This window comes from Pseudomonas putida NBRC 14164 (genome assembly GCF_000412675.1).
Taxonomy (GTDB): Bacteria; Pseudomonadota; Gammaproteobacteria; order Pseudomonadales; family Pseudomonadaceae; genus Aquipseudomonas; species Aquipseudomonas putida.
This window is the reverse complement of sequence record NC_021505.1, coordinates 1,082,813-1,097,106: the sequence shown is the minus strand read 5'-3', so window position 1 is coordinate 1,097,106 and position 14,294 is coordinate 1,082,813. Positions and strand designations below refer to the sequence as shown.

Sequence of the window (14,294 nt, the reverse complement as noted above, 5' to 3'; positions counted from 1 at the left end):
GGTCCATCGGGCTGTGAGTATCCAGTGGGAGCGGGCAAGCCCGCGAAGAGGCAGGCCCCGATATCACAATCATCCGGATCCGCCCCGATGCCCTTTTCCTTTCGCGCCCTGCGTCTGGGGCTGATCACCCTGCTGATCGTGCTGGGTACCGCCCTCAGTGCCGGTTGGGCCATGCACCAGGCCAAGCGCCAGGCCATGGAAGACGACGCCCAGCGTGCCAGCCAGCAGTTGGGCCTCTACGCCAATACCCTGCATACCCTGATCGACCGCTACCGCGCCCTGCCCGCCGTGCTGGCGTTGGACCCGGAGCTGATCGCCGCCCTGCGTGGCCCGGCCAGCGAAGAGGTGCAGGACGCCCTGAACCGCAAGCTTGAACGCATCAACGGCGCCGCAAACTCCTCCACCCTCGAACTGCTCGACCGCACCGGCCTGGCCATCGCCGCCAGCAACTGGCGGCTGCCCAGCAGCTATGTCGGCTCCAACTACGGCTTCAGGCCCTATTTCAAGCAAACCCGCAGCCAGGGCAGTGGCCGCTTCTACGCCGTGGGCGTGACCAGTGGCGTGCCGGGCTACTTCCTCGCCAGCGCGGTGAACGACGAGCATGGCCGCTTCCTCGGTGCCATGGTGGTGAAGCTGGAGTTCCCGGAACTTGAACGCGAGTGGCGCCAGGGCAGCGACATCCTGCTGGTGAGCGATGCCCGCGGCATCACCTTCATCGCCAACCAGGACGGCTGGCGCTACCGCGAGCTGCAGCCGCTCAGTGGTGCCGACCGTGCCGAGCTTGCCGAAACCCGCCAGTACGACAAACAACCGCTGGTGCCGTTGCAGCATCAGGTGCTGACGCGCTTTGCCGCCAACAGCACCCTTAGCCGTGTGCAAGGCCCCGAGGGCAGCGCCGAATACTTGTGGGAAAGCCTGCCACTGGAAGGCGAAAACTGGACTTTGCACCTGCTGCGCAAACCGCAGGTCACTGCCGACGGCCGCAATGCCGCCTTGGGCGCCGCCGCCGTGTGGCTGAGCCTGGTGTTCGCCGCACTGTTCGTCAGCCAGCGCCTGCGCCTGGCGCGCCTTCGCCAGCGCAGCCGCGAAGAGCTAAAGCGCCAGGTCGAGGAACGCACTCGCGAACTGCGCACGGCTCAAGAAGGCTTGGTGCAATCAGCCAAGCTGGCGGCGCTCGGGCAGATGTCGGCAGCCATGGCTCACGAAATCAACCAGCCGCTGACCACCCAGCGCATGCAACTGGAAACCCTGCGCCTGCTGCTCGACCATGGCCGGCATGACGAAGCACGCCAGGCCCTGGAGCCACTGGAGCAGATGTTGACGCGCATGGCTGCGCTCACCAGCCACCTGAAAACCTTTGCCCGCAACAGCCCGGTCGGCCTGCGCGAGCGCCTCGACCTGGCCACCGTGGTCGACCAGGCCCTGCACCTGCTGGAAACCCGCATTCGCAGCGAAGAGGTAGAGGTGGCCCTGTACCTGGCGCGCCCGGCCTGGGTACGCGGCGATGCCATTCGCCTGGAACAGGTGCTGATCAACCTGTTGCGCAATGCCCTCGACGCCATGGCCGACAAGCGCTACAAACGCCTGGAGGTGCGCATCGAACCCGAGGGCGAGCGGTGGCGCCTGAGCGTGCTGGACTCGGGGGGCGGCATCGCCGAGGCCAACCTGGCCAAGGTCTTCGACCCGTTCTTCACCACCAAGCCGGTGGGCGAAGGCCTGGGCCTGGGGCTGGCCATTTCCTACGGCATCGTCCACGAGGCCGGTGGCCAGCTGCAGGTCGAAAACCTGCCCGGTGGTGCACGCCTGAGCCTTACCCTGCCCCGTGACCTGGAGCCTGTATGTTGAATTCAGTGATCGTCGTCGATGATGAAGCCAGTATCCGCAGTGCAGTCGAGCAATGGCTGAGCCTGTCCGGCTTCAGCGTGCAACTGTTCGCGCGCGCCGAAGAGTGCTTGGCCCACCTGCCGCAGCACTTTCCCGGGGTCATCATCAGCGATGTGCGCATGCCGGGCATGGATGGCCTGCAATTGCTCGAACGCCTGCAGGCGGACGACCCCGACTTGCCCGTCATCTTGCTGACTGGCCACGGCGACGTGCCCATGGCAGTGGAAGCCATGCGCAGCGGTGCCTACGACTTTCTCGAAAAGCCCTTCACCCCGCAGCACTTGCTGGGCAGCCTGCGCCGGGCCCTGGAAAAGCGCCAGCTGGTGCTGGAAAACCGCCGGCTGCACGAACAGGCAGACCTCAAGTCACGCCTGGAAGGCACGTTACTGGGCATGTCTCAGGGCCTGCAACAGCTGCGCCGACAAGTACTGGAGCTGGCCAGCCTGCCGGTCAACGTGCTGATCCGTGGCGAAACCGGCAGCGGCAAGGAGCGCGTGGCCCGCTGCCTGCACGATTTTGGCCCTCGCGCCGGTAAACCCTTCGTCGCACTCAACTGCGCGGCCATTCCCGAGTCGCTGTTCGAGGCCGAGCTGTTTGGCCACGAAAGCGGCGCCTTCACCGGCGCCCAGGGCAAGCGCATCGGCAAGCTGGAGTACGCCAACGGTGGCACGGTGTTTCTCGACGAAATCGAGAGCATGCCGCTGGCGCAGCAGGCCAAGCTGTTGCGCGTGATCCAGGAGCAGAAGCTGGAGCGTCTGGGTGCCAACCAGAGCATAAGCGTCGACCTGCGTGTCATTGCCGCGACCAAGCCCGACCTGCTCGAAGAGGCCCGCGCCGGCCGCTTTCGCGAAGACCTTGCCTATCGCCTGAATGTGGCCGAGCTGCGCCTGGCGCCGCTGCGTGAGCGGCGTGAAGACATTCCTCTGCTGTTCGAGCATTTTGCCCGCGCTGCAGGCGAAAAGCTGGGCCGTGCCGCCCCGCTGCTGTCGGGTGTACAACTGGCTCAGCTGCTGTCCCATGACTGGCCGGGCAACGTACGTGAGCTGGCCAATGCGGCGGAGCGCCATGCGCTGGGGCTGAGTTCGCCGAACATCGAAGCGACACCTGCCGGGCAGTCGCTGGGCGAACAGATGGAAGCGTTCGAGGCGCAATGCCTGCGCGCAGCCTTGCGCCAGCATGGGGGCGAGATCAAGTCGGTGATGGAGGCGTTGCAGTTGCCGCGGCGTACGCTTAACGAAAAGATGCAGCGGCATGGGCTGGTGCGCGAGGATTTTGTCGGGCGCGAATGAGCGGATTTCCGCTTACCTGCAATCGCTGATAGGCAAAAATCCGCTTATTTCTGAACGATCATGGGGCTGCTTCGCAGCCCATCGCGACGCAAGGCCGCGCCTACAGGTCAACTACCACTGCGGTTTTGCCCTCAAATGAATCAGCCTGCACCCATTTGGCACACCTTCTGCAATTGCCTTGGCAAGCTGCGCCACGGCGCGCTCCACAAAAACAACGAGAAGGTATCCCTGATGGATAACGCCACCTCCCTGCCCGCTGGGGCGGCCACTGCGCCCGCCGCAGAAAAAACCACCGCCAGCCGTTTGAAGTCGATCTTCAGCGGGTCCATCGGCAACATGGTCGAATGGTACGACTGGTACGTCTACGCCGCATTCTCGCTGTACTTCGCCAAGGCCTTTTTCCCGGCCGGTGATTCCACCGCACAATTGCTCAATACCGCCGCGATCTTCGCCGTGGGCTTCCTCATGCGCCCGATCGGTGGCTGGCTGATGGGCCTGTACGCCGACCGCAAAGGCCGCAAGGCCGCGCTGATGGCCTCGGTACTGCTGATGTGCGCCGGCTCGCTGGTCATCGCCCTGACCCCGGGCTACGAAACCATCGGCGTCGCCGCACCGGTCCTGCTGGTCGTCGCACGCCTGCTGCAAGGCTTGTCGGTGGGTGGCGAATACGGCACCTCGGCCACCTACCTCAGCGAAATGGCCAGCAAGGAACGCCGTGGTTTCTTCTCCAGCTTCCAGTACGTGACCCTGATCTCCGGCCAGCTCATCGCCCTGGCGGTACTGATTGTCCTGCAGCAGACCCTGACCACAGAGCAGCTGTATGCCTGGGGCTGGCGCGTGCCGTTCGTGATCGGTGCACTGTGCGCAGTGGTGGCCCTGTACCTGCGTCGCGGCATGGAAGAAACCGCCTCGTTCACCAAGAAGGAAAAGGCCAAGGAAAGCCTGATGCGCACCCTGCTGCGCCACCCCAAGGAGCTGATGACCGTGGTCGGCCTGACCATGGGCGGCACCCTGGCCTTCTATACCTACACCACCTACATGCAGAAGTACCTGGTCAACACCGTGGGGATGAGCATCAGCGACTCGACCACCATCTCGGCCGCTACACTGTTCCTGTTCATGTGCCTGCAGCCGGTGATCGGTGGCCTGTCCGACAAGATCGGCCGACGCCCGATCCTGATCGCCTTCGGTGTGCTCGGGACCCTGTTCACCGTACCGATCCTCAGCACCCTGCACACCATCCAGACCTGGTGGGGCGCATTCTTCCTGATCATGGCGGCGCTGATCATCGTCAGCGGCTACACCTCGATCAACGCCGTGGTCAAGGCAGAGCTGTTCCCAACCGAAATTCGCGCCCTGGGCGTGGGCCTGCCGTACGCCCTGACCGTGTCGATCTTCGGCGGCACCGCCGAGTACGTGGCCTTGTGGTTCAAGAGCGCAGGCATGGAAAGCGGCTTCTACTGGTACGTCACCGCCTGTATCGCCTGCTCGCTGCTGGTTTACGCGACCATGAAGGACACCAAGCAACACTCGCGGATTACTACTGACTGACGCTGGTTGGCAACACTGAAAGGGGGCGCTCCATTACATGGGCGCCCCCTTTTTCATGACGCACGACAACCTGTGAGCCGATTAGCGCTATTATTCGGCTCACCCAATGAGCCGAATAGCCGGCTTATTCGGCTCACAGGATGGATCGGCACAATCATGAACAGCCCTTTGTGGATCTGGCAGCAACCAGCCTGGCCCCAATTTACCTGGCAAAACGAAACCATTGCCCCGCTCCTGCGCAACTGCATCAGCATGCAAGGTCGTCTGCTGGGCAAGATCGGCAGCATCAATGGGCTCAGCGAGTGCCAGAACATGCTGGATACGCTGCTGCAGAACATCGTCACATCCTCGGCAATCGAAGGTGAACAGCTGAATGTGGGCTCGGTGCGCTCTTCTCTTGCCCGTCGGCTGGGCATGGATGAACCGGGAGCTACCAGTGCCCGCAGTGAAGGGCTGGCGGAACTGATGCTGGATGCAACTCAAGGGTATGACCGACCACTGACCCTGCAACGCCTGTTCACTTGGCACCAGTGGCTATTCCCGGAAGTACAAGGCGCCTTGAGCAAGGCGGTACTGGTCGGCCGGTTACGTGATGAAGTGCCCATGCAGGTGATCTCCGGCCGTCTCGACAAGCCCACCGTGCATTTCCAGGCACCACCGCGCGAGGGTCTTGAAACACAGCTCGCGGCGTTTCTCGACTGGTTTGCCAACAGCCTCGATATCGCTGGTCTGGATCCGCTGTTACGCGCCGGTATTGCGCACTTCTGGTTTGTCACGCTGCACCCGTTCGATGATGGCAATGGTCGGCTGACCCGGGCAATCACCGACCTGGCGCTGGCCCAAGCTGAGCGCCAGGCCATTCGCTTCTATGCCATGTCCGCCAGCATCCTCGAGGACAGGGCCGGCTATTACCAGGTCCTGGAGAGCAGCCAGAAAGGCGACCTGGATATCACCCGCTGGTTGTCCTGGTTCCTTGCCACATTGCTGCGCAGCCTCGAACAGGCACTGGCAAACATCGACCGGATACTGGCCAAGGCCAGGTTCTGGCAGGCGCATCGCGCAGATGGCTTGCTGCCTGAACAGGTCAAGGTGCTCAACAGGTTGCTTGATGGGGGCCCCCGCGGTTTCGAGGAGGGCATCAGCGCTACGCAGTACCAGGCAGTGGCGAAGGTTTCCAAGGCCACTGCGACCCGCCACCTTACCGACCTGCTCGACAAGGCTTGCCTGGTTCGCCTGCCAGGCGGGGGCCGCAGTACCCGCTATCGCATCAACACTCAGGACATCTCCAACGCCTGACGCGGCTCACGGCGCTGGTACCAGGTGGCCATCAGCACGAGCACCAGCAGCACCCCGCCCAGCACGGCCGACGAACCGATTGTGCCGAAGTCCAGGCCGCCCTTTTCATGTGGCTTGGTGAGGAAGTCGCCCAAGGTGGCGCCGAATGGGCGTGTGAGCACGAACGCCACCCAGAACAACAGCACGCCGGGGATGCGCGTCCAGTAACGGGCCACTACCACCAATGCGATGGCACTGCCGATCAGCAGTGCGCCACCGGCAAAACCAAGCCCCGAATCATCAGCCAGGTAATCACCCAGGGCAGTGCCGAGCGTGTTGGAAAACAGGATCGCTACCCAGTAGAACAGCTCGCCCGAGCGATTCTTGATGCGGGTGACATCCAGCGGGTTGCCGCTCAGGCGCCAGACCAGGAAGGTCAGCAGCAGGATACCGATGAGCAGGGCCGAACCCGTGGCATAACCCAAGCCCAGGGTGCGGTCCATGAAGTCGGACATGGTGGTGCCTGCGGTACTGGTGGAGAGAATCACCAGCCAGTACAGCATCGGGTGGTAGCGGCGCGAGTAGAGCTGGCCGAGCAAGGTCAGCACGAACACGCTGATCAGCATCAACGAGCTGAGTGCATAGCCGATGTTCAGCGTCATCGACAGCAAGTCGCCTGCCGTTTCGCCAAGGGTAGTAGCGCAGATCTTCATGACCCAGAAGGCCAAGGTGATTTGCGGGAGTTTGTTCATTGTTGTGCCGCTCCAGTTTGAGGTGCGGCGATGGTGCTGAGCAAGGTTTGAAAAATCGGTTGGTGTTGTATGAAAAAAGCGTTGATCGGACTTTGAAACAAGATATTTCACTGTTAACGCCCCATTAATGCCCGGCCTTCAAGCTGCAATGGCTGACAAAACGACGACGCGAGGGCTTGCGGCCAATCACTGACACCGCCGCCTGACCCCCGCGGAGCTCGCCCAAACATATCGATTTATACGATTCTTAAACGCTATTATTTGCGCTTTTTAATCTAATTTATCGGCGTAGGATTAAACCCATAGAAACAAACAACTTCTCGAACCCCGGAGCAACGACCATGAAAAACAAACTGATCCTCACCCTGGCCCTCTCGGTTTTCGCCGCTGGCGCCTTCGCCGAAGATGGCTTCGACCGTACCAACGCTCACACCTTTGCCGCCGCTCAAACCCAGTCCGCCAACTACGCTGAAGACGGTTTTGACCGCACCGGTGGCCAACGTTTCGCTGAAGACGGTTTCGACCGCACCGGCGGCCAGCGCTTTGCTGAAGACGGCTTCGACCGCACCAACGGCCAGCGCTTTGCTGAAGACGGCTTCGACCGCACCGGCGGCCAACGCTTCGCTGAAGACGGCTTCGACCGCACCAACGCCCACCGCATCAGCTGATACCTGATGCGAGCACCCAGCCCGGCTTCGGCCGGGCTTGATCATTTGCAGGCGAGCACAGGCTTGGCACACTAGGCACCTTGTCCACCAGGAGGTAGGGCCAACAAGCCCAGCACAGATGTATTACTACGAACCTGCCAAAGGCCACGGCCTGCCCCACGACCCGTTCAACGCCATCGTCGGCCCCCGCCCTATCGGCTGGATTTCCTCGCATGACCGCGAAGGCCGACTGAACCTGGCGCCCTACAGCTTCTTCAACGCCTTCAACTACATCCCGCCGATCATCGGTTTCTGCAGCGTCGGGCGCAAAGACAGCCTGAACAACATCGAGCAGACCGGCGAATTCGTCTGGAACCTGGCCACCCGCCCACTGGCCGAGCAGATGAACCAGAGCTGCGCGCCGGTTGCTGCCGAGGTGAGCGAGTTCGAGTTGAGCGGCCTTACCGCCACGCCGTCGAGCATCGTCAGCGTGCCCCGCGTAGGCGAAACCCCGGTGGCGTTCGAGTGCAAGGTCAGCCAGATCGTCCAGCTCAAGCGGGCCGACCAGGCACTGGTGCCCAGCTGGCTGATCCTCGGAGAAGTGGTTGCGGTGCACATTGCCGAGCACCTGCTTGAAAACGGCATCTACGATACCGCTGCCGCCGAACCGATCCTGCGTGGCGGTGGCCCGGCGGACTATTTCGAGCTGGGCAACCTGTTCAAGATGGGCCGCCCGCCGGCCTGATCACCAGATCAGTTCACCCTCTTCGCTGACGCCTTGCAGGCGCTGCAGCTCGGCCGTGGCCGCTTCGTCGGCGGCCACGGCGCCCTTGAACACCTGCCCGTCCAGGACCTTGTGAAAGCGCGGCGCGCCGCCCATGGCCAGGGCCTTGACCGCAATGGCCGCGTTGTAGCCGCCACCTTCCACCGGCACCATCGCCGATACCGCTTCGAAATGAGTGAATTCCCTACGTGCCATGTTGCTATCCGCGTGGTTGAACAAGGGCGCTACTTTACCTCATCCACCCTCAATCGAAGGTGTGCAAGTCCAGGCTGCTGACCACCTGTGCCTGCACCAGCTCGCCAAACACATCCAGTGTCGGCGAAGCAAAGTAGCCACTCATCGCCTGCTGATCCTGCCAGCTGCCACTGAGCAACCACAGGTCGGCATCGGCCTGGGAGCGCTGTACCGTGAAGCTCAGGCAGCCCGGCGAACGCAGCGAGGGCTCGAGCAGGTCGCGCAGGCGCGCGCCCAGTTCTGCCGAGCGCCCGCTGCTGGCACGGATGAAAGCAAGATGGGTGACCGGTTGTTTTAGGGTCATTGCACAATCTCCTTGAAGCAGGCGGACGAAAAAGCCAGGCTGCCAAGGTTAGGGGCTCACCCGCGCGCCGCGTTAGGCCATTACTGCTCGCCGATTGCCTGATCCTGCTGCGCGGCAGGATCAGGCAAGCGACGTGCAGCTTTCGACTAGCGCCCCTCTTTGCCCAAACCTATGCTGCGTCGGTCAGCAGAGGAAAGCCATCATGACCACCGCCACGTCCATCGACCCGACCCTGGAACTGCAGCGCCTGGAACTGGCCGAGCTGATCCGCCGCCATGCCGGCGACCCCCATGGTCCCGCATCGGCCATCGATGACCTGTATCTGGTGCGCTACACCGAGAACGTGCGCTCGGTGCCGACCCTGGCGCAACCGGCGCTGTGCATCCTTGCCCAGGGCAGCAAAAGCCTGTTCCTTGGTGACGAGCAGTACGCCTACGACCCCCTGCACTACATGGTGGTGTCGGTGACCTTGCCGCTGAGCGGGGTGAGGCTCGACGCCAGCCCGGAAAACCCCAGCCTGGGCCTGCGCATGGACCTGGACCCGGCCGAGATCAGCCAGCTGATCGCCGAGAGCGGGCCGATGCTGGTACCCAACCGGCCTTCAGGCCGCGGTTTGTATGTGGAAAGGACCGATGCCGCATTGCTCGACGCCTTGCTGCGGCTGCTACGCCTGCTGGATACCCCGCGCGACATCGCCATGCTCGCGCCACTGTTCCGCCGCGAGATTCTCTATCGCCTGCTGCGTGGGCCGCAGGGTTGCCGGCTGTATGAAATTGCCTTGGCCAACAGCCAGACTCACCGGGTGTGCCAGGCCATTACCTGGCTCAACAACAACTACCAGTTGCCCCTGCGCATCGAGGACCTGGCCCGGGAGGTCAACCTCAGCACTTCGACCTTGCACCATCGCTTCAAGGCCGTGACGTCGATGAGCCCGTTGCAGTACCAGAAGCAGCTGCGCCTGCAGGAGGCGCGGCGGTTGATGCTCAACGACGGGCTAGAGGCGGCGGTGGCAGCCTATAGGGTGGGGTATGAAAGCCCGTCGCAGTTCAGCCGTGAATACAGCCGGCTGTATGGCGCACCACCGATTCGGGATGTGGCGCGGTTGCGGGCTACTGCTGGCTGAGCCTGGTTCTTCCTGTGCTGGCCTCTTCGCGGGTGAACCCGCTCCCACAGGATCACCACAGCTTTCGAAGACTGTGGCGATCCTGTGGGAGCGGGTTTACCCGCGAAGAGGCCCGCACAGGCAATAACCTTGATTCAACCCGCCACGGTTTCCTGCCACTGATTCTGGTCAACCTGGATCAAGGTCGGCCCCTTGCGCTCCACCGCCTGCCCCAGCGCCGCCTGCAGCTGCTTCACGTCGGTCACATGCTCCGCCGAAGCCCCCAGCGCCCGCGCCACGCCGATGAAGTCCGGGGTATGGATATCTACCCCGACCGGCTCGATCGCCCGGTTGACCATGTACTTCTTGATCTCCTCGTACCCCTGGTTATTCCACAGCAGCACGATCAGCGGCACCTGTGCCTCCACAGCACTGGCAAGCTCCGGCAGGGTGAACTGCAAACCGCCGTCACCAATCAGGCACACCGCAGGCGCGCGCTGGCCGATTTGCTCCGCACTCCCCAACCACGCGCCCATGGCCGCAGGCAGCGCATAACCCAGGGTGCCGTAGCCGGTTGAGGCATTGAACCAGCGACGTGGCTGGTGCATGTCCAGGGTCAGGTTGCCGGTGTACACCGGCTGGGTCGAATCGCCCACCAGCACGGCATTGGGCAGTCGCTCCAGGATCGCGCTCAGCAGACGGGTCTGGCTCAGGGTTGGCTGGTCCCAACCTGCCGCCAGTGTCTGGCGCAGGTTGGACACGCGAGCCACACCCCAGGTGCTTTCGCGCACAGGTTGCGGCTGAGCCTGCAAGGCAGCGAGCAATGCCTCGGCGGCCAGCTCGGCATCGGCTACCAGCGCCAGCTCCGGCAGGTAGTTACGCACGGTCTGGTCCGGATCGATATCGATGCGCAGCAGGCTACCCGGGATCTCGAAGCCACCCTTGAAGGTCACGTCATAATCGGTTTCAGCCAGTTCGGTACCGATCGCCAGCACCACGTCCGCTTCAGCCACCAGCTCTCGAGTAGCCGGCAGTGACTGGGTCGAACCGATCTGCAGCGGGTGGCTGGCCGGGAGCAAACCCTTGGCATTGATGGTCAGGGCCACCGGGGCCTGAAGGTGTTCGGCCAGGCGCGCCAGCGCAGCACCCGCGGCCAACGCGCCACCGCCCGCCAGGATCAACGGCCGCTTGGCACCTGCCAGGCGCTCGGCCATCTGTGCCACGGCCTGCGGCGCTGCCCCTGCCCGGCTGCCACGCACCGGGCGGCCCGGCAGCAGGAAGTCGGCCGGTTCGACCAGCACGTCCAGCGGGATTTCGATATGCACCGGGCGTGGCCGGGCGCTCTCGAACACGGCAAATGCCCGCGCCAGCACCTGCGGCAGGTCTGCAGCACTCATCAAGGTGTGAGAAAACGCGGCCACTCCCGACACCAGCGCCGACTGGTTGGGCAGTTCGTGCAGCTTGCCGCGGCCACCGCCCAGCTGATCACGGGACTGCACACTGGAAATCACCAGCATCGGGATCGAGTCGGCATACGCCTGGCCCATGGCAGTGGTGATATTGGTCATGCCAGGGCCGGTAATGATGAAGCAAACCCCAGGTTTGCCACGGGTGCGCGCATAGCCGTCAGCCATGAACCCTGCCCCCTGCTCATGGCGCGGGGTGATGTGGCGAATGGACGAGCCCGCCAGGCCACGGTAGAGCTCAACGGTATGTACACCGGGAATGCCGAAGACATGGTCGACGCCATAGCCTTCAAGGAGATTGACCAGTACTTCGCCGCAGGTTGCCATCGGGTTTCACCATGAATCTTGTTGGAGTATGCCCTTATTGGACCCAAGCCACGGCTATCGCCACAATGCAAAAAAACACATACTAGCCATGTCCTGTCATCATGGCTTAGTGCGATGAAACGCCTCCCGCCCCTGCCCGCCCTGCACACCTTTCTGGTCACCGCCCAGCACTGCAACTTCACCCGTGCAGGGCAACAGCTGCACATCACCCAAGGCGCCGTCAGCCGCCAGATAGCTGCCCTCGAAGAACACCTGGGTTATGCCCTGTTCCAGCGCCAGGCCCGCGGGCTTAGCCTGACCCGTGAAGGCCAGGACTGGCTGCCTCGGGTGCAGCAGGTGTTCGCGCTGATCGAGCAAGGCGTGCGCGAAGTGGGTGGGCGCAGCACGACCTTGCAGCTCAAGGCCCCGACGTGCGTGATGCGCTGGCTGCTGCCGCGCCTGATGGAATGGCAGGCACTGCGCCCGGATGTACCCGTGGAATTGACCACCACGGTGCAACATGGGGTGGATTTTCGTCGCGAGGGCTTCGATGCGGCGGTGGTCTACGGCGATGCGCCGAACCACGGGCTGCAGGTGCGCAAGCTGTTCGATGAACAACTTACGCCAGTGTGCGCCCCCTCGCTGCGTGAGGGGCCGATACCGTTGCAGCAAGTGGAAGACCTGGCGCGACACATGCTGCTGCACCCCTCGCGGGATGAACATGACTGGCAGTTGTGGCTACAGGCCGCTGGGGTGACGTTGGCCACTCATGGGCCGAAGCAGCATTTCGAGACACTGGACATGGCGATGGCCATGGCCTCGCAGGGGACAGGCGTGGCCATCGGCGACTGGTCGCTGATTGGCGATGACTTGCGCGGGGGGCGGCTGTGCATGCCGTTTGCGCAGAAGGTGGTGACCGGGAAAGGGTATTACCTGGTGAGCCAGGCCAGAAACTTGCCGCCGGGGTTGGTGGAGTTACTGGACTGGCTGGAGAGCCAGGCTGGCCAATAAGGGCCTCTTCGCGGGCGCGCCCGCTCCCACAGGTACAGCGCTGTACCTGTGGGAGCGGGCATGCCCGCGAAGCAGGCGACTCAATACCCGACTGTAAACCGCTGCCGCGAATGCGCTGGCTTTTCCAGCTCGTCGAGCATGGCAATCGCATAGTCGGCAAAGGTGATCCAGCTTTTGCCATCCGCACCGATCAGCAGATGATCCTTGCCTACTTTGTAGCGCCCGCTGCGCTCACCTTCAACAAACTCCGCCGACGGCGAGAGGAAGGTCCAGTCAAGGTTTGGCTCGCCCTCCAATGTCTCCAGAAAACGCACCCCGGCAGTGGCTTCGGCCTTGTAGGCTTCCGGGAAATCCGGGCTGTCGATCACCCGGTCCCCCGACGGCAGCAACAAGCTGCCGGCCCCGCCCACCACCAACAGGCGCTTGACCCCGGCCCGCTTGACCGGTTCGATGATCGCCTGCGGCTCGATGGTCGAGAAATGCGCCGCGCTCAACACGGCGTCCACACCCGTTACCGCCGCTTGCAGGGCCGCACTGTCCCTGGCATCCAGCGCCTTGACGGTCACCCCTTCACGCCCCTGCAGTGGCGAAGGGTCGCGGGCGATGGCCAGCACACTGTGGCCACGGCGCAGGGCTTCTTCCAGCAACTGGCTGCCAGCGCGGCCAGTGGCACCGATGATTGCGATCTTGCTCATGGGAACACTCTCCATCAATTGAAAGGAATTACCACTTCATCTCGCCCTTGGCGACCTTGGCCCCGAGCTCCAGCGAGCTTTCATCGGCCAGGCCCGGGTAACGCTGCTTCATGGCCTCGATCAGCGCGTTGGCGTCTTTCGCCTTGGCGGTTTCAGCATCGAACCCACGAATGTAGTCTGCAGTGAAACGAACAGCTTTCAGTGAACGGCTGCTGTCTCCCAGGTAGTGCCCAGGGATGACCGTGCGTGGCCCCAGCGCTTCGATGTGCGCCAAGGTGCCAAGCCAGTCGGCGTGGGACTTGGCCGATTGAGTATCGGCCATCCACACATGAATGTTCTCGGCCACCACCACGCCACCCACTACCGCCTTGATTGACGGGATCCACACGAAGCTGCGGTCTGGCTGCGGGCCGTCCAGGCCAACCACGTCGAGGGCTTGCCCTTCCAGTGTCAGGCGCTGGCCTTCGAGCACCTGCGGCACCACCAGTCGCGCCGGTTTGTCTGCCCCCATCTGCGGCCCCCAGTACGCCAGCTTGGCATCCATGGTCTGGCGAATATGCGCAACCGTGGCGGCAGAGGCCAGCACCTTCGCGTCGGGGAAGGCCTGGGTCAGGGTGTCCAGGCCAAAGTAATAGTCCGGGTCGCCGTGACTGATGTAGATGGTGGTCAGGTGTTTGCCGCCAGCCTGCAGGCGCTGCACCAGTTGCTGGGCCTGGGCCTTGCCGAACTGGGCATCGACCAGCACGGCATCGTGCTCGCCACTGACAATCACCGAGCTGACCGGGAAAATGGCCGCGTGCCCGGGGTTGTAGACGTCCAGTTGCAACGGTTCGGCAGCCAGCGCCGGGCCGGCCAGGGTCACGCAGGCCAGTAGCAGGCCACGCAGGGGGGTGAACAGGGACATGGGCAAGGCCTTCAGTTGAACGATGCCCAACAGCTTAGTTGCCCGATCCGTCGCAAAAAATGCGATGCTCGAACATAGTTTGTTTCTAAA

14 protein-coding genes are annotated in these 14,294 nt (G+C 63.2%); 8 read left to right on the top strand and 6 right to left on the bottom strand.

Annotated features, from left to right (window positions below; genetic code table 11):
* Window positions 1-87 precede the first annotated feature (87 nt).
* The 4 genes from PP4_RS04845 to PP4_RS04830 all read left to right on the top strand — a co-directional run bounded on the left by PP4_RS04845 (window position 88) and on the right by PP4_RS04830 (window position 6,020).
* A complete protein-coding gene (locus tag PP4_RS04845) occupies window positions 88-1,845 on the top strand; it encodes an ATP-binding protein (RefSeq protein ID WP_016498148.1) in 1,758 nt (585 codons plus the stop codon).
* On the top strand, window positions 1,839-3,173 hold the full coding sequence (locus PP4_RS04840; protein ID WP_016498147.1) for a sigma-54-dependent transcriptional regulator: 1,335 nt from the start codon (window positions 1,839-1,841) through the stop codon (window positions 3,171-3,173). Before PP4_RS04845 ends, PP4_RS04840 begins: the two co-directional genes overlap by 7 nt.
* A 231-nt stretch (window positions 3,174-3,404) precedes the next feature.
* Window positions 3,405-4,724, top strand: a complete 1,320-nt coding sequence (locus tag PP4_RS04835; protein ID WP_016498146.1) for an MFS transporter — start codon at window positions 3,405-3,407, stop codon at window positions 4,722-4,724.
* Between the two features lie 156 nt (window positions 4,725-4,880).
* Entirely contained in the window at window positions 4,881-6,020 is a 1,140-nt protein-coding gene (locus tag PP4_RS04830) for a Fic family protein (protein WP_016498145.1), read from the top strand.
* Here PP4_RS04830 and PP4_RS04825 read toward each other — a convergent pair.
* Window positions 5,999-6,751 carry a COG4705 family protein gene (locus PP4_RS04825; RefSeq protein WP_016498144.1) on the bottom strand — a complete coding sequence of 251 codons (753 nt, stop codon included), beginning with the start codon at window positions 6,749-6,751 and terminating at the stop codon, window positions 5,999-6,001. The two genes, PP4_RS04830 and PP4_RS04825, sit on opposite strands and share 22 nt — an antisense overlap.
* 341 nt (window positions 6,752-7,092) lie before the next feature.
* On the opposite strand from PP4_RS04825, the gene PP4_RS04820 reads away from it, so the two are divergent.
* Entirely contained in the window at window positions 7,093-7,419 is a 327-nt protein-coding gene (locus PP4_RS04820) for a hypothetical protein (RefSeq protein ID WP_016498143.1), read from the top strand.
* Between the two features lie 118 nt (window positions 7,420-7,537).
* Window positions 7,538-8,143: a flavin reductase family protein gene (locus PP4_RS04815; RefSeq protein WP_016498142.1), complete on the top strand. Its 606-nt coding sequence runs from the start codon at window positions 7,538-7,540 to the stop codon at window positions 8,141-8,143.
* On the opposite strand, the gene PP4_RS04810 is transcribed toward PP4_RS04815, so the two are convergent.
* Together PP4_RS04810 and PP4_RS04805 are read right to left on the bottom strand one after the other, a co-directional pair.
* On the bottom strand, window positions 8,144-8,377 hold the full coding sequence (locus tag PP4_RS04810; protein WP_041167964.1) for a hypothetical protein: 234 nt from the start codon (window positions 8,375-8,377) through the stop codon (window positions 8,144-8,146).
* 49 nt (window positions 8,378-8,426) lie between these two features.
* Window positions 8,427-8,720: a putative quinol monooxygenase gene (locus PP4_RS04805; protein ID WP_016498140.1), complete on the bottom strand. Its 294-nt coding sequence runs from the start codon at window positions 8,718-8,720 to the stop codon at window positions 8,427-8,429.
* 202 nt (window positions 8,721-8,922) lie between these two features.
* Between PP4_RS04805 and PP4_RS04800 the strand changes: the two genes are divergently transcribed.
* Window positions 8,923-9,843, top strand: coding sequence for an AraC family transcriptional regulator (locus PP4_RS04800; protein ID WP_016498139.1), 921 nt, complete (start codon window positions 8,923-8,925; stop codon window positions 9,841-9,843).
* 134 nt (window positions 9,844-9,977) lie between these two features.
* On the opposite strand, the gene PP4_RS04795 is transcribed toward PP4_RS04800, so the two are convergent.
* Window positions 9,978-11,615, bottom strand: coding sequence for a 5-guanidino-2-oxopentanoate decarboxylase (locus PP4_RS04795; RefSeq protein ID WP_016498138.1), 1,638 nt, complete (start codon window positions 11,613-11,615; stop codon window positions 9,978-9,980).
* Window positions 11,616-11,729: 114 nt separating this feature from the next.
* Here PP4_RS04795 and PP4_RS04790 point away from each other — a divergent pair, with 114 nt between their 5' ends.
* Entirely contained in the window at window positions 11,730-12,605 is an 876-nt protein-coding gene (locus PP4_RS04790) for a LysR substrate-binding domain-containing protein (RefSeq protein WP_016498137.1), read from the top strand.
* A gap of 80 nt (window positions 12,606-12,685) precedes the next feature.
* Here the strand turns inward: PP4_RS04790 and PP4_RS04785 are convergent, their stop codons facing one another.
* The gene (locus tag PP4_RS04785) at window positions 12,686-13,300 is read right to left on the bottom strand and encodes an NAD(P)-dependent oxidoreductase (RefSeq protein WP_016498136.1); all 615 of its coding nucleotides are present in this window, start codon (window positions 13,298-13,300) and stop codon (window positions 12,686-12,688) included.
* A 28-nt stretch (window positions 13,301-13,328) separates the two neighbouring features.
* A complete protein-coding gene (locus PP4_RS04780) occupies window positions 13,329-14,204 on the bottom strand; it encodes an MBL fold metallo-hydrolase (protein ID WP_016498135.1) in 876 nt (291 codons plus the stop codon).
* Window positions 14,205-14,294 lie beyond the last annotated feature (90 nt).